This window comes from Streptomyces sp. PsTaAH-124 (assembly GCF_000373685.1).
Taxonomy (GTDB): domain Bacteria; phylum Actinomycetota; class Actinomycetes; order Streptomycetales; family Streptomycetaceae; genus Streptomyces; species Streptomyces andamanensis.
Genome location: NZ_KB892191.1, coordinates 308,441 through 330,143, shown reverse-complemented (window position 1 = coordinate 330,143; position 21,703 = coordinate 308,441). Strand labels below are relative to the sequence as shown.

The following is a 21,703-nucleotide window of genomic DNA, read 5'->3' as shown; positions in this document are numbered from 1 at the left end:
CCGGGCCTCAGCCGATGTGGTACGAGTCGCCGTACACCTTCCAGTCCAGCGGCGGCTTCAGGTCGAGGTTGCCCTTGCGCAGGAACACCCGCTGCGCGGTGTCGACCCTGCTGGTGTCGCTGTGCGCCTCCTCCTGCTTCATGGCCCACACCCGCGCGTCCAGGAACGCGTTCAGGTACGCCGTCTCGTCGCCGCCCTGCGCCGGCGGCTTGGCGCTGCGCAGCGCCCGCTTGCGGATGTTGCGGAAGCTGGTGGAGTCGTCGCCGTCGCCGTGCATGACGATGGCGTCGTAGTAGGCGAACTGGCCGAGTGCGCGCAGCCCGTCGCTCTTGCCCTGGGAGACCGCAGGGTTGAAGTACACCCGGTCCCGCTCGTCGTTCTGGGCCTGCTGGAAGGCGCTGTCCTTGGCCGCGGTGTGCCAGGCCGAGACGAACGCCGAGCCCAGACCGGAGTGCGAGTCGCTGCCGTTGACCTTGCGCAGCGCGGGCAGGTACTTCGCCAGGGCGTTGCCCGGCTTGCGGTCGGTGTAGAGCTGCACCAGGTCGAGCATGTCGCCGGTCCCGGAGCAGAAGCCGATGATGCCGGCGGTGTAGCCGCGGCCGTCGTCGATGTCCTCGATGTAGGTGTACTGGGCCTTCCAGTCGAGCGAGGAGTTCTCCGCGCTCGACACCAGCTTCATGGCGATCTCCTTCTTCGCCGGGTCGTCGAGGCCCGGCGCGGCGGCCGGGGCCGCCATCGCCTGCGGGGCGCCGCCGAGCAGCGGGACGGCGGCCAGCGAGGCGCCGAGGAGAGCGAGGACGGTACGGCGGGAGGCGCCGGCCGGTGTGGCCGAATCAGGGTTCGCGTGCACCACGGGGGCTCCAAGGGTGAGTGGGGGGAGGGCAGTTGGACCGGACGCCAACTGGTAGGAAGGTTTCCTATCAGAGGCCGTCAGGGCCCGGCACCCGTCGCGCGGGAAATTCGTAGGAACCTATGAGAAAGGCGGGGGAAGACCGGCAGGCCACCGCGGCCGACGGCGGAGGGCACCGTCTCAGGACAGGGACTGCTCCGCCCAGATGACCTTCCCGGTGGACGTGTAGCGCGTGCCCCAGCGGTCCGCGAGCTGCGCCACCAGGAACAGGCCCCGGCCGCCCTCGTCGGTGGAGGCCGCGTAGCGCAGATGCGGCGAGGTGTTGCTGCTGTCGAAGACCTCGCAGATCAGCGCGGTGTCCCGCAGCACCCGCACCCGGATGGGCGCGCTGCCGTACCGGATCGCGTTGGTGACCAGCTCGCTGAGGATCAGCTCCGTCGTGAAGGCCGCCTCGTCCAGACCCCACCGGGCCAGCCGGCGGCTCACCGCGGCCCGCACGTCCGCCACCGCCGCCGGATCCGCGGGCACCTCCCACTCGGCGACCCGGTCGGCGTCCAGCGCCCGGGTCCGCGCCACCAGCAGCGCGATGTCGTCCCCGGGCCGGAACGGCAGCCGCGAGTCCAGCACGGCACGGCACGTCTCCTCCGGCGATCCGCCCGCCGAGGCCAGCGCGGCCCGCAGCTCCTCCAGACCGGCGTCGATGTCCCGCTCCCGGTCCTCCACGAGCCCGTCCGTGTACAGCACCAGCCTGCTGCCCTCGGCGAGTTCCAGCTCGGCCGTCTCGAACGGCAGCCCGCCCAGGCCCAGCGGGGGACCGGCGGGGACCTCGGCGAACACCACCTCGCCGTCCGGGCCGATCACCGCGGGCGGCGGATGCCCGGCGCGCGCCATCACACAGCGCCGGGAGACCGGATCGTAGATCGCGTACAGACAGGTCGCGCCGATCACCGGCGCGCCGGCGCCGTCCGCGGCCTCGTCCTGGTCGATCCGGTCGACCATCTCGTCCAGCAGCCCGAGCAGCTCGTCCGGCGGCAGGTCCAGGGCGGAGAAGTTGTGCACCGCGGTACGCAGCCGCCCCATCGTGGCCGCCGCGTGCAGCCCGTGCCCGACCACGTCCCCCACGACGAGCGCCACCCGCGCCCCGGACAGCGGCAGCACGTCGAACCAGTCACCGCCCACCCCCGCCTGCGCGGGCAGATAGCGGTAGGCGACCTCCAGGGCGCCCTGCTCGGGCAGGCTGCGCGGCAGCAGACTGCGCTGGAGGGTCACCGCCATGCCGTGCTCGCGCGTGTACCGGCGGGCGTTGTCGATGGAGACCGCGGCCCGCGCCACCAGCTCCTCGGCGAGGGCCAGTTCCTCCGCGTCGAACGGCTCGTCCTTCTCCGAGCGCCAGAAGTCCACCAGACCCAGCACCACGGCGCCCGCCCGCACCGGCACGGCGATCAGCGAGTGGATGCCGTACCGCATCACCCGCGCGGCCCGCTCCTCGTCCTGCGCCTGCCAGCCCGGCGCGGCCTCCAGCCGGGGTTCGAGGACCGGCCTGCGCGTACGGAGGCTGTCCGCCTGCGGCGAGGACGCCACGAACCGGATCCGTGTCCCCACCGGGTACAGCGGCGTCTGAGCACGGATCCCGCCGGCCGCCGCCCGGCGCAGCCCGGCGCCCGGATCCGGTTCCTCGCCGCGCAGCACGGCGTCGTAGAGGTCCACCGTGACGAAGTCGGCGAAGCGCGGCACCGCCACCCGCACCAGCTCCTCGGCGGTCCGGGTCACGTCCAGGGTGGTGCCCACCCCGAGCCCGGCGTCGTAGAGCAGGCTGAGCCGCTCGCGGGCCACCTCCGCGCGGCCGGACAGGGCGCGCAGCTCCGTGGAGTCGCGCAGGGTGGCCACACTGCCCGACGGCCCGCCGTCCAGGTCGGTGGGCCGCTGGTTGACCGCCAGCAGCCGGTCGCCGACCAGGCGCACCTCGTCGGTGGCGATCCGCCCGGACGCCAGCAGCGCCGCCGTCTCCGGATCGAGCCCCAGATCGAGCACCCGGCGCCCCTCGGCATCGGCGGGCAGCCCGAGCAGGCGGTGCGCCTCGTCGTTGGCGAGGAGCAGCTCGCCCTCGTCGCCGACGATGATCACGCCCTCGCGCACCGCGTGCAGCACCGCGTCGTGGTGGTCGTACATCCGGGTCATCTCACCCGGCCCCAGCCCGTGCGTCTGCCGCAGCAACCGCCTGCTGACCAGTGCCGTCCCCGCCGTGGCCAGGGCGAGCGCGGCGGCGGCCGCGCCCAGCACGACGGGCAGCTGGCGGTCGGCGAGACCGCCCGCGTTCTGCGTGGTGATGCCGGAGGCCACCACGCCCACCACCCTGCCGTCCGGTGCCCTCAGCGGCACCACGGCCTGCACCAGCCGCCCGATGGTGCCGTTGATCTCCTCCACGACCGTCCGGCCGTGCAGCGCGGGTTCGAGGGTGCCGACGAACTTCTTGCCGATCCGGTTCGGCTCGGGGTGGGTGTAGCGGATCCCGGCGGCGTCCGTCACGACGACGAAGTCGACGTGCGCGGCCCTGCGGGTGGCCTCGGCGCGGGGCTGGAGCACGGCCGTCGGGTCCGGGGCGGCGAGCGCCGCTGCCGTGCCCGGCGCGTTGGCGAACGCCTCGGCGACCGCCAGCGAGCGGCTGCGGGCCTCGCCGGTGCTGTCCCGGCGCACCTGGAGCACCAGCGCGACCACCGCGGCCACCACCAGCAGCAGCACCACGACGACCTGGAGCACGAACACCTGCCGGGCCACACTGCGCCCGCGCAGCGCCGCCCACAGCCGCGTGGGCCGGCCGCCCGCGGCCCGGCTGCGCGCCGCGCGCTCACGCGCGCGACGGGCGGGGCCGGGCGTCGGCTGGACGCGCCGGCCACCGGGGCGGCGGGTCGACCGGGTACCGGCTCGACCCGGAAGTCGGACCATGTGCCATGTCTACACTGCCGGGCCCCGCCGGGCGAGGTCCGTCACACCCGCACCCCGGACCCGCCCGCACGGCCCGCACAGCCCGCGGATCCCGCCGGTGCCGCACGGCCCGTGGGCCCGGCGCGGCGGCCGGAGCGCCCACGGGCCGGGGGAGCGGGGGAGCGGGGCGCGGCGGCGCCGGGGACCCGGTACGGCCGTCCGGGTGGCCCCGCGGCCGCGGGCACGGGCGCGGCCGGGACCGCGGCGGGCGCCGGGATCAGGAGCGGCGGGGCTTCTCGTCGCGGATGTTCTGGGCGACGTCGCGGAGCTTGACGTTGTGGTGCTGGGAGATGCGGCGCAGCACCGCGAAGGCGTCGTCCTCGCTGAGCCGGTGGCGCTCGCGCAGTATGCCCATGGCCTCGCCGATGGCGTGCCGGGTCTCCAGCGCGTGTTCGAGCTGGTCGACGGTCCGGGCACCGGACAGGGCGACGGCGGCGTGCGAGGCCAGCAGCCAGCCGGCGGTCTCGCTCTCCGGGGTGAACGCGCCGGGACGGCGGGAGTAGCAGTCCAGCGCCCCGAAGTCCTCGTCCTCGGTGTACAGCAGGAAGCCCATCATGCTGCCGATGCCGAGCTCACGGGCGGCCGGCCCGTAGCGCGGCCAGTCCGGCTGCGGCTGGGACAGGTCGGTGATGCGGAAGACCCGGTCGCCGTTGACCCGGCGGGCGGCGTCGAAGCAGGGGCCCTCGCCCAGCTCGCCCTGGAGCCGGTCGGACTCCTCGACCATGCCCTCGGTGACGGCCAGGCTCACCGCGCGGCCCTTGCGCACGGCGAGGATCCCGGCGGCGTCGCACCCGTCGATGAGCTCGACCGCCGCCGAGGCGATCTCCTCAAGTGTCGCCCCGGTGGATTCCTGGGCCAGCAGACGCCGGGCGAGCTCGGCCATCTGTTCGGCGAAGACACGCCAGTCCATCCCTGCGCACCACCCTTCTCCCGGCCGCGTGCGCCGCTGCCGGGGACGCTGCCGCCCCCGGGCCCCGGCATCCGCAGCGTACCTCTCGGCCGTCGCCGCACCGCGTAACGCGATCATGGCATGCCGGTGCTCCGGCGGGGCGGGCCGGTACGACGGAGCGCGGTTATCCGGCGGCCGGGCCGAGGACGGCCGCGTGTTGCGCGCCCTGGCGTGTACACCGTACGGGAAGATCCGCACGACACCCGCACCATCGCAACGAGCGGGCCAAGTCCTGGTGTCGTGCCGGTGTGTTCGGTCATGGGTTGGCCAACCCCTTTCCACACGTTGGCCACTTGTTCACCCGCAGCCCCTGATGGCCCGCGCCGCGATGGGCAGAAAGTGGTCGGCGGTCCGGACACCCCCCGCCGGACCGCGACATCGTGAGAGCTTCACCCGTTCAAGAAGGAGCACAGATGGCCGAGTTGACACGCCGTAGACTCCTGGGTTCGGCCGCCGGCGCACTGGGCGGCGCGGCGGCGCTCTCCCTGCTCCCGCCGAGCGTCCAGAAGGCCGTGGCCGCCGAGCCGCCCCGGCACAGCTCGCTGCGCGACATCGAGCACGTCGTCCTGCTGATGCAGGAGAACCGGTCGTTCGACCACTACTTCGGCACGCTCAAGGGCGTCCGCGGCTTCGCCGACCCGCACGCGCTCAAGCTGGACACCGGGCGTTCGGTCTTCTACCAGCCGGACACCGAGAACCCCCGCGGCTACCTCCTGCCCTTCCACCTCGACACGCACACGTCGAGCGCCCAGGCCATCCCCTCCACGAGCCACGCCTGGTCGGTGCAGCACGAGGCGTGGAACAACGGGAAGATGGACCGCTGGCTGCCCGCGCACCGCAAGGCCGACGGCGTCAACGGCCCCTACGTGATGGGCTACTACACGCGCGAGGACATCCCGTTCCAGTTCGCGCTCGCCGAGACCTTCACCGTCTGCGACAACTACTTCTGCTCGGTGTTCGGCCCGACCTGGCCGAACCGGCTGATGTGGATGACCGGGTCCATCGACCCCGACGGCACCCACGGCGGCCCGATCACCAACAACACCGCGCCGACGCCGTACCGCTGGACGACGTACGCGGAGCGCCTCCAGGCGGCCGGGGTCAGCTGGAAGGTGTACCAGCAGGACGACGACTACGGCTGCAACCTGCTGGAGCAGTTCGCCGCCTTCAAGGACGCCCGGCCGGGCTCCGAGCTGTACGAGCGCGGGGTGCGTCCGCAGCCCGAGGGCACCTTCGAGGACGACGCCCGCAACGACCGGCTGCCCGCCGTCTCCTGGATCATGCCGACCAGCCACCAGTCCGAGCACCCGGACTACCTGCCCGCCGCCGGAGCGGACTTCGTCGCCTCGAAGATCGAGGCGATCGCCGCCAATCCGAAGGTGTGGCGCAAGACCGCGTTCATCCTCAACTACGACGAGAACGACGGCCTGTTCGACCACGTGCCCCCGCCGACACCGCCCGCGGGCACCCCCGGCGAGTTCATCAAGGGCCTGCCCATCGGCGGCGGCTTCCGCGTCCCCGCCATCGTCGTCTCGCCCTGGACGGTGGGCGGCTGGGTCGCCACGGAGACCTTCGACCACACCTCGGCCCTCCAGTTCCTGGAGCGCTTCACCGGTGTCGAGGAGCCCAACATCACCGACTGGCGGCGGGAGACCTTCGGCGACTTCACCTCGCCCTTCCGCTTCTCCCACAGCCGGCCGCGCCCGCCCCGGCTGCCGCACGACACGGCGGAGCAGCTGGAGAAGGCCAAGGAGGAGGTGGCGACGCTGCCGAAGCCGAAGCTGCCCGGCGCCGACCAGACCTTCCCCCGCCAGGAGCGGGGGCACCGGCCGCACCTGTGAGCAGCGGGTCCCGGACCCGTCCGCCGACGGGTCCGGGACCGCGGCCCGCCGGTCCTCGGGGGAGAGGACGTCAGAACCTGGGCACCGGTGCCTGGCTCTCCACCATCTCCGCCGCCTCCTCGGGGGTCGCCACGGAGGGCGGGGAGCCGGCCAGCGGACGGCGGGCCGTCTCCTTCATGCACACCACGGCGACCACGCCGACCAGGGCCGCGGCCATGGCGTAGTACGCGGGCATCAGCTCACTGCCGGTGACCGAGATCAGCGCGGTGATCACCAGGGGGGTGGTGCCGCCGAAGAGCGAGGTGGCGACGTTGTACCCGATGGACAGGGAGCCGTAGCGCACCTCGGTCGGGAACAGGGCGGGCAGCGCCGCCGACATCGTGCCCAGCATGCACACCAGGGACAGGCCGAGCAGCAGCATGCCCCCGGCCAGGGCCACCGGGCTGCCCTGCCCGACCAGCAGGAACGCGGGCAGCGACAGGAAGAGGTAGCCGAGCATGCCCGCCATCAGCACGGGCTTGCGGCCGATCCGGTCGGACAGCCGGCCCACCTGGTTGATCAGCAGCATCAGTACCACCATGGTGCCGATGAGGATCAGCAGGCCGTTGGTCTCGGAGTAGTGCATCTCGTCCGACAGGTAGGTCGGCATGTACGACAGCAGCATGTAGTCGGTGATGTTGTAGGCGCCGACCAGGCAGACGCACAGCAGCAGGGACGGCCAGTACTGGCGGAAGATCTTCGCCAGGTCGCCCTTCGCGGTCGTCTCCACCGCGGACGCCGCCTCCGAGGCCCGGTGCAGGGAGGCGTCCTCCAGCTTCTGGAACGCGGGCGTCTCGTCCAGGCGCAGCCGCAGGTACAGGCCGACCAGCCCGATCGGCCCGGCCACCAGGAACGGCACGCGCCAGCCCCACGACTCCATGCCGCCGCTGCCGAGGACGGTGGTCAGCACCGTCACCAGACCGGCGGCGCCGACATAGCCCGCCAGCGTGCCCAGCTCCAGGAAGCTGCCGAAGAAGCCCCGGCGCCGGTCGGGCGCGTACTCGGCGATGAACGTGGAGGCGCCGCCGTACTCGCCGCCCGTGGAGAAGCCCTGCACCAGCCGGAAGAAGATCAGCAGGGCCGGGGCCCAGAAGCCGATCGTGCCGTACGACGGGATCAGACCGATCGCGAACGTCCCGATGGCCATCATGATCATCGTCATGGCGAGGACCGATTTCCGGCCGATCTTGTCGCCCAGCGGCCCGAACACCATGCCGCCCAGCGGCCGCACCAGGAAGGAGACGGCGAAGGTCGCGAACGACGACAGCAGCTCGACCGTGGCGTTCCCGGACGGGAAGAACACATGGCCGATCGTGACCGCGAGATAGCTGTAGATGCCGAAGTCGAACCACTCCATGGCATTGCCCAGCGACGCCGCCTTCACCGCGCGCCGTACCGCGTGCTCGTCGGTGACGGTGATGTCGGTCCGCCGCAGCGGGGGATTCCTGCGGCGCTCCGCGGCGCGGAACAGCGTGCGGTGCCGTCTGCGGGCGCCCTGATCGGCCTCGCTCTCCCGGGAATCCTCTGCGTTGCCCGCCATGGGGGCTCCTTCCTGCCGGCGCACTGACATCCAGGAGACCGCCTGCTCACCCGTGGCGACGGCAAACGGGGCCGGGGCCCGGGAGCGAGATTCGCCACGTCGGCGGTATCGGCCGCCGAGGTGCCGCGGCCGGGAAGCAGCGACCGTCCGGCCCCGGCCCCGGGCCCTCGCCCTCGCCCCGCGGCGGCCGGCGGGCGCGGTGCCGTCAGCCGGCGGTCCGGGCCGCGGCGACCGCCTGCTCGCCGTACCCGCCGCCGGACAGCACCGCGTGCACCGGCAGCGGGAAGAGCCGGTGGATCCCGGCGCGTGCGGACCAGCCCTCCGCGAGGGGTGCCACCTCCTGGTAGCCCGCCGACACCCGGTCCAGATGCGGGCAGCCGAACAGGCGCGGCATCGCGAGGCCGGTCGCGCGGTGGCCGCCGTGCGCGGCCGGGTCGATCAGCCGGACCCGGCCCCCGGGGTCCCACAGCACGTTGCCGTCCGCAGGTCGCCGTGCAGCCCCGCCGGAGGTCCGGCGGGCCCCGCCGACTCGGGCAGCCGCTCCACGACGTCCTCGACGGCCGCCGCCCCGGCCGGTCACCGGCCACCGCGCGTCATGGCCGTGCACCGCCGGGATCCGTACGGTGCCGGCGGTGGCCGGCCAGCGCAGTCCGAGCGCCTCGGCGCACACCGCGCCGGGGGGCTCGTCGTGTTCGACCCTCACCACCCGGCCGTCGTCCAGCGCCACTTCGGTGAGCGCGGCGGACAGCGCGCGCCGCGCGGTGGCCCCGCACCGGTCAGCCGGACCGCGGCGACGCTGGCCCCGGCAGCCCCGGCAGCCCCGGCAGCCCCGGCAGCCCCGGCAGCCCCGGCAGCCCCGGCAGCCCCGGCAGCCCCGGCGGCACCGGGTCCGGGGCCGGAGCCGCCGGGCGGGCGGCCCGTCACGGCGTCAGGCGCTCCCGTGTCCAGGCGAGCAGGCCCGGCATCGCCGACTCGATCAGGGCGAGGACCTCCTCGAAGCCCTCCGCACCGCCGTAGTAGGGGTCGGGGACGTCGAGATCGCCGGTCGCGTCCGGGTCGAACGTGCGCAGCAGGCGCACCCGGGACGGATCGGGCACGAGGCGGCGCAGCGCCTTCTCGTGGCCGCGGTCCATGGCCAGGAACAGATCGGCGTCCAGATGCCCGGCGCCGATCTGCGCGGCCACGTGGTCGACCGGATAGCCGTGCCGGGCCAGCGTCCGCCCGGCCCGCTCGTCGATGGCCTCACCGGCGTGCCAGGGGCCGATGCCGGCGCTGGTGACCCGCACCGCGTCGGCGAGCCCTGCTCGGCGCAGCCGCTCCTCGAACACCAGGGCGGCGGACGGCGACCGGCAGATGTTCCCGGTGCAGACGAAACAGATGTGCACGGCACCAGCGTACGGAACCGGCGGGGAGTGCCGTACGGGCGGGCAGCGGCGGGTCCGGCCGCCCCGCCCGGACGCCCGGCCCGGCCGGGCCGATTTCCGCAGGGCTCGATCCGCCGCGTCCGGGTACGTGGGTGGGGCAGCCGGTCATGGCGGCGGGAGCGCGACGGGGGCCGGGAAGGCGGCGGGCACGGTGGCGGCGCCCCGGGGGAACGGGAGGTTCACCCCGTCGGGGCGGGCCCCGTGCGACGCACTCCGGGCCGTGAGAGATTGACAGGGCCGATGCCCGTAAAGGGCATTTTGTCTGAATCTCTCGGACCGAACGGCAGGACCGGCGCGAGCAGCCGGGTACGGCGGCCCCGTCGGGGCGACCGGCAATCGGAGAGTACGCGGGCCGCGCACGCATCTCGGTGACGGCCAGGAGTGGAGGAACGGTACGCATGAGCGAGGCCAACCCCATCAAGCAGGCGGCCCGGAAGGTGGCCGACGCACTCCGGGGCGACGGCGAGGGCCCGCAGGACGGCATCCCGGGGAAGCCGGGTGCCGAATCGCCCTCCGTCGACGAACCGACGCAGCCGAGGGAGCCGCTGCCGTCCAAGCCCGACCAGACCGGCCCCGAGACCGTCTCGCCCACGGGCCAGCCGACCGGCGCCGACCAGGCCCGCATGGCGCAGAGCGGGAGCTATCTGACCACCGCCCAGGGTGCCCGGCTGTACGACACGGACCACTCGCTCAAGGCGGGGCCACGCGGCCCGGTGCTGCTCCAGGACCACCATCTGCGCGAGAAGGTCATGCACTTCGACCACGAGCGCATCCCCGAGCGCGTGGTCCACGCCCGCGGCGCGGCGGCGCACGGCGTCTTCCAGAGCTACGGCACGGCGGCGTCGGTGACCAAGGCCGCGTTCCTCGCCGAGGACGTCGAGACACCGGTCTTCGTCCGCTTCTCCACGGTGCTGGGCTCGCGCGGCTCCGCCGACACGGTGCGCGACACCCGCGGGTTCGCGACCAAGTTCTACACCAGTGAGGGCGTCTTCGACCTGGTCGGCAACAACATCCCGGTGTTCTTCATCCAGGACGCCATCAAGTTCCCCGACGTCATCCACGCCGGCAAGCCGCAGCCCGACCGGGAGATCCCGCAGGCGCAGAGCGCCCACGACACCTTCTGGGACTTCGTCACCCTGCACACCGAGGCCGCCCACCACACCCTGTGGAACATGTCCGACCGGGCCCTCCCGCGCTCCTTCCGGATGATGGAGGGCTTCGGCATCCATACCTTCCGGCTGGTCGACGCGAGCGGCGGGACGACGCTGGTGAAGTTCCACTGGAAGCCCAAGCTGGGCGTCCACTCGCTGGTGTGGGAGGAGGCGCAGCTCGCAGGCGGCGTCGACCCCGACTTCCACCGCCGGGACCTCGCCGACGCCATCGAGGCGGGCGCGTACCCCGAATGGGAGCTGGGGATCCAGACCTTCCCCGACACCCCCGAGCAGACCTTCGAGGGCATCGACCTGCTCGACCCGACGAACATCGTCCCCGAGGAGATGGCCCCGGTGCAGCGGGTCGGACGGCTCGTCCTGGACCGCAACCCGTACAACTACTTCGCCGAGACCGAGCAGGTCGCCTTCCACCCGGGCCACCTCGTCCCCGGCATCGACATCACCGACGACCCGCTGCTCGCCGGGCGGCTGTTCTCCTACCTGGACACCCAGATCACCCGTCTCGGCGGCCCCAACTTCGGGCAGATCCCGATCAACCGCACGCACGCCCCGGTCAACGACATGCTGCGCGACAGCTTCCACCAGACGGCCGTGCACCGGGGTGTCGCGCCCTACCGGCCCAACTCCCTCGACGGCGGCTGCCCGTTCACCGCGGGCGCGGACACGGGCGCGTACATCGAGGCACCCGTGCGGGTCCCCGAGTCGAAGAAGGTCCGGGAGGCGCCCGAGTCCTTCGCGGACCACTTCAGCCAGCCCCGCCGGTTCTGGCTGTCCATGAGCCCGGTGGAGCGCGAGCACATCATCGGCGCGTACACCTTCGAGCTGAGCAAGTGCTACGAGCAGGCCATCCGGGAGCGGGGCCTACAGGTGCTGGCCAACATCGACCCCGAGCTGTGCGCGCAGGTCGCCGCCGGGCTCGGCCTGCCCGCGCCCGCGGCCACGGTGCCACCGGCGGAGGTGCAGCCCAGCCCCGCGCTGTCCCAGATCGGGCGGACCTGGCCCACGGAGGGCCGGGTCATCGGGATCGTCGCCGGTCCGGACGGCGACCTGGAGGGCGTACGGGCCGTACGCGAGGCCGTGCTCACCGCCGGGATGGTGCCCCTGGTCGTGGCGCCGGCCGGCGGCACCCTGGGCGACGGCGCCGACCCGCTGGCGGTGCAGCGCACCTACGCCAACGCGCGGTCCGTGGAGTTCGACGCGCTGCTGGTCGCCGGGGTCCCGGGCGTGGGCGCCGACGCCTACGGCGCCCGGGACGCCAAGTCCCCGCTGCCCTCCGCGCAGCAGGCGGCCCACGACCCGCGCGTCGGGCTGCTGCTGTCCGAGGCGTTCCGGCACGGCAAGGCGATCGGCGCCTGGAAGGGCGCCGAGGCCGCGCTCCAGGCGGCGGGCGTGCCCACCGACGCGCCCGGTGTGGTGCTCGTCGACAGCGGGACGGCCGCCCTGGAGCAGATCACCCGGCTGCTGGGCGCGCACCGCGTCTGGGAACGGTTCCCGGCGGAGGTCTGACCGGCCGCCGCCCCGCCCGTGCCCGTGTCCGCTCGGTCCCGCGGGCACGGGCACAGGCGCGCGCCCGCGGCCTGTGGCCTGTGGCCTGTGGCCAAGGCCACGCCCTCCGGGAGGCCCGCGCCATAGGCGGCGCGGGCGCCGCGGGCTTACGGTGCCGGGCAGCACCCGGCGCGGCCGGGTGCTGCCCCTGTGCCCGTGAACCAGCCCGAACGGCCCGGCAGTGCTCGAAGACCTCTCCCCGCTCATCGCGGCGACCGCCCAGTGGCTGACCGCCGCGTATCCCGCGTCCGGTGGCGCGCTGGCGTGCGCCCTGTGCGAGGTGCAGGCACGCCAGGCGGTCACGGTCGCGGCCTGGCTGCGCTATCCCACGCCGGTGGACGCCGCACTGGTCGGCATGGCGGGCCCCGGCGGCTGCGGCCGTCTGGACCGGGTGACCGGAGCGGACGGCATCGCGGCCGGCGATGCGGCGGATCCGGACGAACACGCCTGGCGCACCTGGGTCGACGAGGTCGTGGCGAGCTGGGCGGCCTGCCTGCTCGCCGATCCCGTGCTGGCCGGCCGGGCGGTGGCGGCGCTGGCCGGGAGCGGCCGTACGGCGCACCCGGAGGCCGAGTTCCGGCGCCTGCTCGGCCCCGACGAGCAGGACCGCCGGGCGGCGGCACTGCTGCGCCACCCCGATCTCCTCGCCCCCGTGGCCGCACTCCACCGCGCCCAGCTCCTGGACCGGCTGGAGCGGCTGGGCCCGGGTCCGGCCCTGGCGGCATGAGCCGCGGCGGGCGCCGCACCGGCCCGCTGTCCGGGCCGGTCCGGCTGAGTCCGAGCGCCGTCCCGCCCCGCGCTCAGCGCGAGCCCAGCGCTTCCCCCACCGCGGCACGGGCCGCGGGCAGGGCGGCGGTCCGGTCGGCGGGCACCAGGCCGATGCGGGTGCGGCGGTCGAGCAGGTCGGCCTCGTCGAGGGCGCCCTCGTGGCGTACCGCCCAGACGAGTTCGGCGCGGGTGACGGGGTGTCCCTCCAGCACGGGTTCGCGCAGCTCGGGGCGGTCGGCGCCGAGGGCGTGGACGGCGGGCGCCTCGGTGCCGTAGCGGCGGATCAGCCGGCGCGGCGCGGGCAGGGCGGCGAGGGCCGCGGGCGAGGCGGCGCCGACGAGCGGGAGGGCGGCGGTCGTAGAGGGCCCGGCGGACAGCCGGTGCGTGCGCACGGCGGCGTCGACGGCGTCCTCGGCCATCCGCCGGTAGGTGGTGAGCTTGCCGCCGACGACGGTGGTCACCCCGTCCGGTGAGGTGAGCACCGCGTGCCGTCGCGAGACGTCGGCGGTACGGACGGCCCCGGCCGCGCCCGCCTCGCCAAAGGCCGTGTCCAGGAGCGGGCGCAGCCCCGCGAACGCCCCCACCACGTCGTCGCGGTGGACCGGCACGTCCAGCGCGGAGCCCAGCACGTCCAGCAGGAACCCGATGTCCGTCTCGGGCACCTCGGGCACGTCCGGCACGCCGCCGTCCACGGGTTCGTCGGTGAGCCCGACGTAGACCCGTCCGTCGCCCTGGGGCAGCACCAGCACGAAGCGGTTGGTCTCGCCGGGCACCGGGATGTGCAGTCCGGCGGGCAGCGGCCCCAGCCGCTCGGCGCGCAGTACGAGGTGGGTGCCGCGGGAGGGCCGGATCCGGATGCCCTCGACGAGCCCGCCCGCCCACACGCCGGAGGCGTTGACCACGGCGCGGGCCCTGATCTCGCCCTGCTCGCCGGTGAGTTCGTCGCGGATCAGGGCCCCGGCGGAGGTCAGGGAGAGGGCGCGCACCCGGGTCAGGATCCGCGCGCCGCGTGCGGCGGCCGTACGGGCGACGGCGGTGACCAGGCGGGCGTCGTCGGTGAGCCGTCCGTCCCAGGACAGCAGGCCGCCGCGGAGCCCGGTGCCGCGCAGCGCGGGCGCCAGATGGCGGGTCTCCACGGCGGACAGGCGGCGCGGCGCGGGCAGGGTGGCGCGGGCGGTGCGCGCCGCGAGCCGCAGCCCGTCGCCCGCGCGGAATCCGGCCCGGGCCAGGGCCGCCTGACCGCGGGAGACCAGGGGCGTCAGCGGCAGCACGAACGGCTGCGCGCCGACCAGGTGCGGTGCGGTGCGCTCCATCAGCACCCCGCGCTCGACCGCGCTCTCGTGGGCGACGTCGAGCTGCGCCGAGGCGAGGTAGCGCAGCCCGCCGTGGACGAGTTTGGAGCTCCAGCGCGAGGTGCCGAAGGCCAGGTCGTGCGCGTCGATCGCGGCGACCGAGAGCCCGCGGGCGGCGGCGTCGAGGGCGACGCCCGCACCGGTGGCGCCCAGCCCGACCACCAGGACGTCCACGGCCGGACCCCCCGCGGTCAGGGCCAGTTCGCGCACCCGGCGCGCCGCGGTCAGCGAGGAGCCCGCGAGGGGGGCGGGAGTGGCGCGGGGACGGGCGGGGCTCATGGCGTGAGGGTCCTCTCCAGGATGGTCCGCAGCTCGGCGAGGAACGCCTCCGCGGACAGCTCGGGGTCGTCCTCGTCGGTCATCGTGCGCAGCGACAGGGTGAAGGACTGGACGACCAGCAGCAGCGACCGGGCCTGCCGGGCCGGGTGGATTGGGCGCACCGAGCCGTCGGCGTGGCCCTCGCGCAGGGCGTCGGCGACCAGGTCGAGCAGGGCCTCCTGGCTGGCGCCGCGCCGGTCGAGCACATAGGGGAGCAGCAGTTCGGGATCGACGTCGACGATCTTGCGGAAGAGCGGGTGCGCGCGGAACGCCGCCACCCCGGCCACCAGGCCGTCGACGATCAGGGCGCGCGCGCTCGTCCCGGGCCGGCGTTCCGGCAGGGCGCCGGTGGCGACCCCGATCCACTCCCGGGTCATCAGATCGCCCACCAGGGAGCGGACGTCGGGCCAGCGCCGGTAGAGCGTCATCCGGGAGACGCCCGCGCGCCGGGCCACGTCCGTCAGCGTCGTACGGCGGACCCCGACGGCCAGGACGCAGTCGCGCACGGCGTCGAGCACCGGATCCCCGGACGGAGCGGCCGGGCCGTCCCCGTTCTCCTGCTCCCCAGCATTGTGACGAATAGGCGTCATGTGTAACAGTGTAACGCCCCGAGCCGAACCCCGCCCCGCGCCCACGCCTGACGCGCCATCACCCCCACGCCCCGACCGGTGAGGAACAACCCATGGACATGCTGTGGAGCGGCTGGGGCGACCCGGCCGAGGCCGCACCGCTGCCCGAGCCCGTGACCGGCCTGCTGCGCGACCTGCTCGGCGTCGAGCCGGGCGCACCCGCACCGGTCGGCCCGGACGAGCTGAGCGTCCCCGCCTCCCCGCTGACCGCCGCCGCCCGCCGCGCCCTGGCCGACGCCGTGGGCGGGGAGGCGTACGTGCGCACCGACGCCGAGGCACGGATCCGCCACACCCGCGGCAAGTCCACCCCCGACCTGCTGCGCATCCGCGGCGGCGACCTCACCGACCTGCCCGCGGCCGTGGTGCTCCCGGACGGGCACGAGGAGGTGCTCGCCGTACTGCGGGCCTGCGCCGCGCACGGCCTGGCGCTCGTGCCGTTCGGCGGCGGCACCTCCGTCGTCGGCGGCCTGGCCCCCGAACACCGGGGGCGGTCGCGGCCCTTCGTCGCGCTGGACCTGCGCCGCATGAACCGTCTGCTGGACCTCGACCCGGTCTCGCGGACCGCCACCCTCCAGCCCGGTCTGCGCGGCCCGCGGGCCGAGGAACTGCTCGCCGCGCACGGATTCACCCTCGGCCACTTCCCGCAGTCCTACGAGTGGGCCACCCTCGGCGGGTTCGCCGCCGCCCGCTCCAGCGGCCAGGCGTCCGCGGGCTACGGCCGCTTCGACGAGATGGTGCTCGCGCTGACCCTCGCCACGCCCGAGGGGACCCTGGAGGCGGGCCGCGCCCCGCGCTCGGCCGCCGGACCCGACCTGCGCCAGCTCGTCCTCGGCTCCGAGGGCGCGTTCGGCGTCATCACGTCGGTGACGGTGCGGCTGCGTCCGCTGCCCGAGGTGCGCCGCTACGAGGGCTGGCGGTTCGCCTCCTTCGACGCGGGCGCCGCCGCCCTGCGCAGGCTCGCCCAGGACGGGCCCCGCCCGACCGTGCTGCGCCTGTCCGACGAGACCGAGACCCTGATCGGCCTGGCCCAGCCCGACGCCATCGGGGCCTCGCTCGGGCAGGAGTCCGCGGGCTGCCAGGCCGTCGCCGGCTACGAGGGCACCGCCGAGGACGTCGCCCACCGCGCCGGGCGGGCCGCCGCCGTGCTGCGTGAGTGCGGCGGCACGCCCCTCGGCGAGGAACCGGGGGAGCGCTGGGCGCGCGGCCGGTACTCGGCCCCGTATCTGCGCGACGCGCTGCTGGACGTGGGCGCGTTCGCCGAGACGCTGGAGACCGCCGCCTTCTGGTCCCGGATCCCCGCGCTGTACGCCGCCGTGCGCGACGCGCTCACCGGGACGCTCACCGGGGCGGGCACCCCGCCGCTGGTCATGTGCCACATCTCGCACGTCTACGAGAACGGCGCCTCGCTGTACTTCACCGTGGTCAGCGCCCAGGGCGAGGACCCCGTGGCGCACTGGGCGCCCGCCAAGCGCGCCGCGAACGAGGCGATCCTCGCCGCGGGCGGCACCATCAGCCACCACCACGGCGTCGGCACCGACCACCGCGACGCCTACGTCAGGGAGGCCGGACCGCTCGGCATCGGGGCCCTGCGCGCCGTCAAACAGCGGCTGGACCCGGCCGGACTGCTCAACCCCGGTGTCCTGCTGCCCCTCGATCCGCCCCGCGACTGACCCCCTCACCCGCGCCCCGGCCCACCGCCGCCCGCGCCGTCCGTCCCGTCCGTCCTGTCCGTCCCGTCCGTCCGCGCCCACCTCGCCGGAGGCCCACCGATGCGTCAGTTCACCGCCGTCGTCAACCCGACCGCGGGCGGTTCCGCCGGTGCCGCCGCGCTGCTGCGGGTGGGCAGGCTGCTCCGGGAGGCGGGTGCCCATCTGGAGACCGAGTACAGCCGCAGCCTCGCCCACGCCCAGGACCTGGCGCGGCGGGCCGGGGAGCGCGGCCGGGTGGTCCTCGCGGTGGGCGGCGACGGCATCGCGGGCGGGGTCGGCGGGGCGCTCAGCGGCACCGGGACCCTCTTCGGCCTGGTCCCGGCCGGCCGCGGCAACGACTTCGCGCGGGCGCTCGCACTGCCCGCCGACCCGGCCGGACTCGCCGCCGTGCTGCTCCACAACGCCCCGCGCCGGGTCGACACCATCGAGGTGGAGTCGGCGGTGCACGCCCGCACCGTCGTCCTCGGCAGCGTGTACGCGGGCGTCGACGCGCTCGCCAACCGGCACGCCAACCGCTCCCGGCTGCTGCGCGGCGCCGCCTCCTACTACGCGGGCGGACTGCGGGCCGTCGCCACCTGGCGGGCCGCGAGCTACCGGGTCACCGTCGACAGCGAGGAGCACCTGCACCGCGGATACACCGTGGTGGCCGCCAACTCCGCCTACTACGGCTCGGGCCGGATGATCGCGCCGGGCGCGCGGGTCGACGACGGCCTGCTCGACGTCGTGCTGATCCGCGCCGCCCCGCGCCGCCTGTTCTTCACCCTGATGAACGAACTGAAGTCCGGGGGACACGTGGACCGGCCCGAGGTGCGCGTGCTGCGCGGCCGGGAGATCCGTATCGAGGCCGACCGCGCCGTCCCCTACGGCGCCGACGGCGAGGTCGACGCCGTCCTCCCGGTCACGGCACGCGTCCTGCCGGGCGCGCTCGACGTGCTCTGCTGACCGGCGGACCGCACCGCCCCCGGCACACCGCGGACGGCCGCGTCAGGAGCAGCCCCAGGCCGACATGCCCTGGAGCGCGGCGAGCCGTCGGGCCACCGCGATCTGCTCCCGGCGCGTGGCCAGGTCCGCGCGGGGCGCGTACTGGAGGCCGCCGGCCGCGATCCAGCTCGACTGGGCGAACTGGAGCCCGCCGTAGTAGCCGTTGCCGGTGTTGGCGTTCCAGTCGCCGCCGGACTCGCACGCCGCGATGGAGTCCCAGTCGGCGGTGCGGGTGCCGAAGGGCGAGGCCGCCGCGGCGGGGCCGCCGGCCAGCGCGGCGGTGGTCACCGTGACCAGCAGTGCCCCGCGCAGTCCGCGACGACGTGAGTGACGAACGGGGGCCCGGTCCAGGCGGACGGGGGCCCTGTCGATGTTCTGCTGCCAGATCATGTGCAGACTGTCACATCATATGAACACGCTGTGACGGAGCGACGCGCCGCCGTTCACCCGCCGAGACCCGCGGAGATTCCATGCAGACCTTCCTGCCCCACCCCGGCTTCACCGAGTCGGCGCGGGTGCTCGACCGCCGCAGACTGGGCAAGCAGCGCGTCGAGGCCCTCCAGGTGCTGCGCGGTCTGACCGTCCCCGGCTACGGCTGGCGCAGACACCCGGCGGTGCGCATGTGGGCCGGGTACGAGGAGGCGCTGGTCCGCTACGGCCTGGACGTGTGCCGCGTCTGGCGCGAACACGGCCACCAGGACAGCTGCGCCGCCACGCTCGTCGCCGACCTGGCCGCCCACCGCCCCGGCGCGCGGGTGCGCGAGCAGTCCGAGCTGGCCGCCGCCGGTGAACTGCCGCCCTGGCTCGGTGACGAGGCCCTGCACCTCAGCCACCGGTCGGCGCTGGTGCGCAAGGACCCGGACCACTACGCGCGGCTGTTCCCCGGGGTGCCCGACGACCTGCCGTACGTGTGGCCCGGCTCGGACCGGCCCTCCGCCGTCTGACCCGCGTACCGCTCCCGTGGTCACCGCATGGAAATCCCTGGCCAGGGCACCCGCAAAAGGTGGCGTCCCGCGTCGGCGGACCCACGGCGGACCGTGTGGGAGAACGCATGGGAGTGCTGGCCCGGGTGGATTCCTACCAGCGGCGGCACCGCTGGGCGGGCCTGCCGCTGGCCGTCGTCTACAAGTTCTACGACGACCAGGCGGCCTATCTGGCCGCGCTGCTGACGTACTACGGCTTCCTGTCGCTCTTCCCGCTGCTGCTCTTCCTGGTCGCGGTGCTCAGCGCCGTCCTCAGCAGCAGCCCCCACCTCCAGCACGCGGTGCTCAACTCGGCGCTGAGCGAGTTCCCGGTGATCGGGGACCAGCTCGTCCACAACATCCACTCCTTCCAGGGCAACGCGGTCGCCGTCGCGGTGGGTGTGGCAGGCAGCCTCTACGGGGTGCTGAACGTCGCCCAGGCCGCCCAGCACGCGCTGAACAAGATCTTCGCGGTGCCCCGGCACGCCCGGCCCGACCCGTTCCGCTCCCGGCTGAAGGGCCTGAAGTTCCTGACCCTGCTCGCCCTCGGACTGTGCGTCACCACCGGTCTGTCCACCACCGCCGAGTGGGCCGCCGGCCTGTTCGAAGCCCGGCTCGCCGTCGGGGTGCGGGTCGCCGCCGAGGCCCTGGCCGTCGTGCTGAACGCCGCGCTGCTGATCGCCAGTTACCGGCTGCTGACCCGCAGACGGCTGCCGCTGCGCGTGCTGTACGGCCCGGCGCTGGGCGCCGCGTGCGCCTGGCAGGCGCTGCTGTGGGGCGGCACCTACTACGTCGACCACGTGCTCCAGGGCGCCACGGCGACGTACGGCCTGTTCGGCATCGTGCTCGGTCTGCTGGCGTGGATCTACCTGGGGGCGCTGGTGTACCTCGGCACGGCGGAGATCGGCGCCGTGCGGTGCATGCGGCTGTGGCCCCGGAGCCTGCTCACCCCCTTCACCGACCGCGTCCACCTCAGCGCGGGCGACCAGCGGGCCTACCGCTCCTACGCGACGACCGAGTCCTTCAAGGGCTTCGAGAAGATCACCGTCCACTTCGACCCGCCCCCGCACGCGCGCCCCGGCGACACGCACGAGCCGGGGGACCACGACCCCGGCCGCCCCGGCTGAGACCGGGCACCGGTGGCGGCGGTCACCGCGCGGCCGGGACCCGCAGCGCCAGCAGGGCCACATCGTCGTCGTACGTCTCGCGCCGGCTCACCAGCGCCTCGCACAGCACATGCGGCGGGGCCGCGGCCAGCGCGGCGGCGTGCGCGGCCAGGTCCCGCAGACCGGTGTCGATGTCCTGGCCGCGGCGCTCGATCAGACCGTCGGTGAACAGCAGCAGGGTGCTCGCCGCGGGCAGCGCGCGGCGGTGGTCGGGGCGGGGCAGAGAGGGATCCACCCCGACCGGGATGCCGTGCGGCTCGGGTGCCAGCACGCACACCGTGCCCTCGGCGGTGACCAGCAGCGGCGGCGGATGCCCGGCGTTGGTCCAGCACACGGAGTAGCCGGTGCCCGGCACCTGCTCGATCCGGGCCGCCACCAGGGTGGCCGCGGTCGCGTCGCCGTACAGGGCGAGCGCCCGGTCGAGCGCGTCCACGACGAGGCCGGGCGGCCCGCACCGGTCGAACGCCAGGGCGCGCAGCATGCTGCGGATCTGCGCCATCACCGGCGCCGCCTCCACGTCGTGCCCGGTGACGTCGCCGACGACGACGAAGACCGCGCCGTCCGGCAGCACCATGGCGTCGTACCAGTCCCCGCCGAGCCGGGGCGGCTCGGCCGCCGGTTCGTAGCGCGCCGCCACCCGCAGTGGCCCCAGATCGGGCAGCACGGGCAGCATCCGGCGCTGGAACTGTTCGGTGGCCCGCTTCAGCCGCTGGTACAGCCGGGCGTTCTCGATGCTGACGCCCGCCGCGCTGGCCAGCGCGGTCAGCAGGGCCTCGTCCTCGTCGCCGAACGGCCGGCCGTCCCTGCGGTCGGCGAGGTACAGATTGCCGTACACCGTGCCACGTACCGACAGGGGCACCCCGAGCAGTGTGGTCATCGGCGGGTGCCCGGCCGGGAAGCCGACCGAGCGGGGGTCGGCGCGCACATCGTCCACGCGCAGCGGCCTGCGGTCGGTGACGAGGCTGCCCAGCAGCCCGTGCCGCTGCGGCAGCCCGGCCTCGGCCTTGAGCCGTTCGGCCTCCGCGTCCAGGCCCACCGTGATCAGATCGGTGAAGTCCCCGCCCTCGCCGAGCACGCCCAGCGCGCCGTACCGGGCGCCGACGAGATCGGCGGCGACGTCCACGATGTGCTGGAGCAGGGTCCTGGTGTCCACCTCGGCGCTCATGGCCACCATGGCGTCCAGCAGCCGGTGCAGCCCGCGCCGGCCGGCTCCCTCGGCTGCGGGGGCCGTCCGTCCGGCCGTCTCGGCGCCCGGGACGGGCCGCCGTGGGTCGTCGGACATGCAGGTACCTCCCGCCAGGAGCCGGAGCCCGTTCCTTCCCCCGCAGTGCCCCGGCACGATCACCCTACGCCGACCCCCGTAGGGAAGCTTTCCGATGATTCGCACGATTGGCTGCTTGTGGGCTGATACCTCCCGATCAAGACTGGTCGACGGCCGGACACCGACATGCGCGGGGACGCGTCCGGCGGCATCCC

16 protein-coding genes and 1 pseudogene are annotated in these 21,703 nt (G+C 74.7%); 7 read left to right on the top strand and 10 right to left on the bottom strand.

All coding sequences use genetic code 11. From position 1 onward, the window contains the following. Positions 1-7 precede the first annotated feature (7 nt). From B086_RS0128975 to B086_RS0128965, 3 genes are all read right to left on the bottom strand, one after another. On the bottom strand, positions 8-853 hold the full coding sequence (locus B086_RS0128975; RefSeq protein WP_018569943.1) for a chitosanase: 846 nt from the start codon (positions 851-853) through the stop codon (positions 8-10). 177 nt (positions 854-1,030) lie between these two features. Then, a complete protein-coding gene (locus B086_RS0128970) occupies positions 1,031-3,793 on the bottom strand; it encodes a SpoIIE family protein phosphatase (RefSeq protein ID WP_078531231.1) in 2,763 nt (920 codons plus the stop codon). A gap of 256 nt (positions 3,794-4,049) precedes the next feature. Then, positions 4,050-4,742, bottom strand: coding sequence for a GAF and ANTAR domain-containing protein (locus tag B086_RS0128965; RefSeq protein ID WP_018569941.1), 693 nt, complete (start codon positions 4,740-4,742; stop codon positions 4,050-4,052). A 452-nt stretch (positions 4,743-5,194) separates the two neighbouring features. On the opposite strand from B086_RS0128965, the gene B086_RS0128960 reads away from it, so the two are divergent. Beyond that, positions 5,195-6,622 (top strand): alkaline phosphatase family protein, encoded by a 1,428-nt coding sequence (locus tag B086_RS0128960; protein WP_018569940.1) that lies wholly within the window; start codon positions 5,195-5,197, stop codon positions 6,620-6,622. A 70-nt stretch (positions 6,623-6,692) separates the two neighbouring features. Here the strand turns inward: B086_RS0128960 and proP are convergent, their stop codons facing one another. From proP to B086_RS0128945, 3 genes and pseudogenes are all read right to left on the bottom strand, one after another. Beyond that, positions 6,693-8,201 carry a glycine betaine/L-proline transporter ProP gene (gene proP / locus B086_RS0128955; RefSeq protein ID WP_018569939.1) on the bottom strand — a complete coding sequence of 503 codons (1,509 nt, stop codon included), beginning with the start codon at positions 8,199-8,201 and terminating at the stop codon, positions 6,693-6,695. A gap of 205 nt (positions 8,202-8,406) precedes the next feature. Further along, positions 8,407-8,981 (bottom strand): annotated as a pseudogene (locus B086_RS42280) (fructosamine kinase family protein). A gap of 140 nt (positions 8,982-9,121) precedes the next feature. Next, positions 9,122-9,586: a low molecular weight protein-tyrosine-phosphatase gene (locus B086_RS0128945; protein ID WP_018569937.1), complete on the bottom strand. Its 465-nt coding sequence runs from the start codon at positions 9,584-9,586 to the stop codon at positions 9,122-9,124. A 437-nt stretch (positions 9,587-10,023) separates the two neighbouring features. Between B086_RS0128945 and B086_RS0128940 the strand changes: the two genes are divergently transcribed. Both B086_RS0128940 and B086_RS0128935 read left to right on the top strand, forming a co-directional pair. Beyond that, positions 10,024-12,303, top strand: coding sequence for a catalase (locus B086_RS0128940; RefSeq protein ID WP_018569936.1), 2,280 nt, complete (start codon positions 10,024-10,026; stop codon positions 12,301-12,303). A 220-nt stretch (positions 12,304-12,523) separates the two neighbouring features. Then, positions 12,524-13,069 (top strand): hypothetical protein, encoded by a 546-nt coding sequence (locus B086_RS0128935; RefSeq protein WP_018569935.1) that lies wholly within the window; start codon positions 12,524-12,526, stop codon positions 13,067-13,069. 73 nt (positions 13,070-13,142) lie between these two features. Here B086_RS0128935 and B086_RS0128930 read toward each other — a convergent pair whose 3' ends face one another. Together B086_RS0128930 and B086_RS0128925 are read right to left on the bottom strand one after the other, a co-directional pair. After that, a complete protein-coding gene (locus B086_RS0128930; protein WP_018569934.1) occupies positions 13,143-14,741 on the bottom strand; it encodes a glycerol-3-phosphate dehydrogenase/oxidase in 1,599 nt (532 codons plus the stop codon). Beyond that, positions 14,738-15,370 carry a TetR/AcrR family transcriptional regulator gene (locus tag B086_RS0128925; protein ID WP_026252871.1) on the bottom strand — a complete coding sequence of 211 codons (633 nt, stop codon included), beginning with the start codon at positions 15,368-15,370 and terminating at the stop codon, positions 14,738-14,740. The genes B086_RS0128930 and B086_RS0128925 overlap by 4 nt, the downstream gene beginning before the upstream one ends. Before the next feature lie 92 nt (positions 15,371-15,462). On the opposite strand from B086_RS0128925, the gene B086_RS0128920 reads away from it, so the two are divergent. Both B086_RS0128920 and B086_RS0128915 read left to right on the top strand, forming a co-directional pair. Further along, entirely contained in the window at positions 15,463-17,079 is a 1,617-nt protein-coding gene (locus B086_RS0128920) for an FAD-binding oxidoreductase (protein ID WP_018569932.1), read from the top strand. 99 nt (positions 17,080-17,178) lie between these two features. Continuing rightward, positions 17,179-18,060, top strand: a complete 882-nt coding sequence (locus tag B086_RS0128915) for a diacylglycerol kinase family protein (RefSeq protein WP_018569931.1) — start codon at positions 17,179-17,181, stop codon at positions 18,058-18,060. A 42-nt stretch (positions 18,061-18,102) separates the two neighbouring features. Here the strand turns inward: B086_RS0128915 and B086_RS0128910 are convergent, their stop codons facing one another. Continuing rightward, positions 18,103-18,489: a transglycosylase family protein gene (locus B086_RS0128910; protein WP_018569930.1), complete on the bottom strand. Its 387-nt coding sequence runs from the start codon at positions 18,487-18,489 to the stop codon at positions 18,103-18,105. 80 nt (positions 18,490-18,569) lie between these two features. On the opposite strand from B086_RS0128910, the gene B086_RS0128905 reads away from it, so the two are divergent. Both B086_RS0128905 and B086_RS0128900 read left to right on the top strand, forming a co-directional pair. Next, positions 18,570-19,043: an MSMEG_6728 family protein gene (locus B086_RS0128905; protein WP_018569929.1), complete on the top strand. Its 474-nt coding sequence runs from the start codon at positions 18,570-18,572 to the stop codon at positions 19,041-19,043. Between the two features lie 107 nt (positions 19,044-19,150). Then, positions 19,151-20,188 (top strand): YihY/virulence factor BrkB family protein, encoded by a 1,038-nt coding sequence (locus B086_RS0128900; protein WP_051115950.1) that lies wholly within the window; start codon positions 19,151-19,153, stop codon positions 20,186-20,188. 22 nt (positions 20,189-20,210) lie between these two features. Here B086_RS0128900 and B086_RS41085 read toward each other — a convergent pair whose 3' ends face one another. Further along, positions 20,211-21,509 (bottom strand): PP2C family protein-serine/threonine phosphatase, encoded by a 1,299-nt coding sequence (locus B086_RS41085; protein WP_018569927.1) that lies wholly within the window; start codon positions 21,507-21,509, stop codon positions 20,211-20,213. Positions 21,510-21,703 lie beyond the last annotated feature (194 nt).

Bases quoted from the DNA above. Each gene is read 5' to 3' on its own strand.
- B086_RS0128965 (WP_018569941.1), bottom strand. From the start codon at position 4,742: ATGGACTGGCGTGTCTTCGCCGAACAGATGGCCGAGCTCGCCCGGCGT.
- B086_RS0128970 (WP_078531231.1), bottom strand. From the start codon at position 3,793: ATGGTCCGACTTCCGGGTCGAGCCGGTACCCGGTCGACCCGCCGCCCC.
- B086_RS0128920 (WP_018569932.1), top strand. From the start codon at position 15,463: ATGGACATGCTGTGGAGCGGCTGGGGCGACCCGGCCGAGGCCGCACCG.
- B086_RS0128925 (WP_026252871.1), bottom strand. From the start codon at position 15,370: ATGACGCCTATTCGTCACAATGCTGGGGAGCAGGAGAACGGGGACGGC.
- B086_RS0128940 (WP_018569936.1), top strand. From the start codon at position 10,024: ATGAGCGAGGCCAACCCCATCAAGCAGGCGGCCCGGAAGGTGGCCGAC.
- proP (WP_018569939.1), bottom strand. From the start codon at position 8,201: ATGGCGGGCAACGCAGAGGATTCCCGGGAGAGCGAGGCCGATCAGGGC.
- B086_RS0128900 (WP_051115950.1), top strand. From the start codon at position 19,151: ATGGGAGTGCTGGCCCGGGTGGATTCCTACCAGCGGCGGCACCGCTGG.
- B086_RS41085 (WP_018569927.1), bottom strand. From the start codon at position 21,509: ATGTCCGACGACCCACGGCGGCCCGTCCCGGGCGCCGAGACGGCCGGA.
- B086_RS0128960 (WP_018569940.1), top strand. From the start codon at position 5,195: ATGGCCGAGTTGACACGCCGTAGACTCCTGGGTTCGGCCGCCGGCGCA.
- B086_RS0128930 (WP_018569934.1), bottom strand. From the start codon at position 14,741: ATGAGCCCCGCCCGTCCCCGCGCCACTCCCGCCCCCCTCGCGGGCTCC.
- B086_RS0128910 (WP_018569930.1), bottom strand. From the start codon at position 18,489: ATGATCTGGCAGCAGAACATCGACAGGGCCCCCGTCCGCCTGGACCGG.
- B086_RS0128915 (WP_018569931.1), top strand. From the start codon at position 17,179: ATGCGTCAGTTCACCGCCGTCGTCAACCCGACCGCGGGCGGTTCCGCC.
- B086_RS0128905 (WP_018569929.1), top strand. From the start codon at position 18,570: ATGCAGACCTTCCTGCCCCACCCCGGCTTCACCGAGTCGGCGCGGGTG.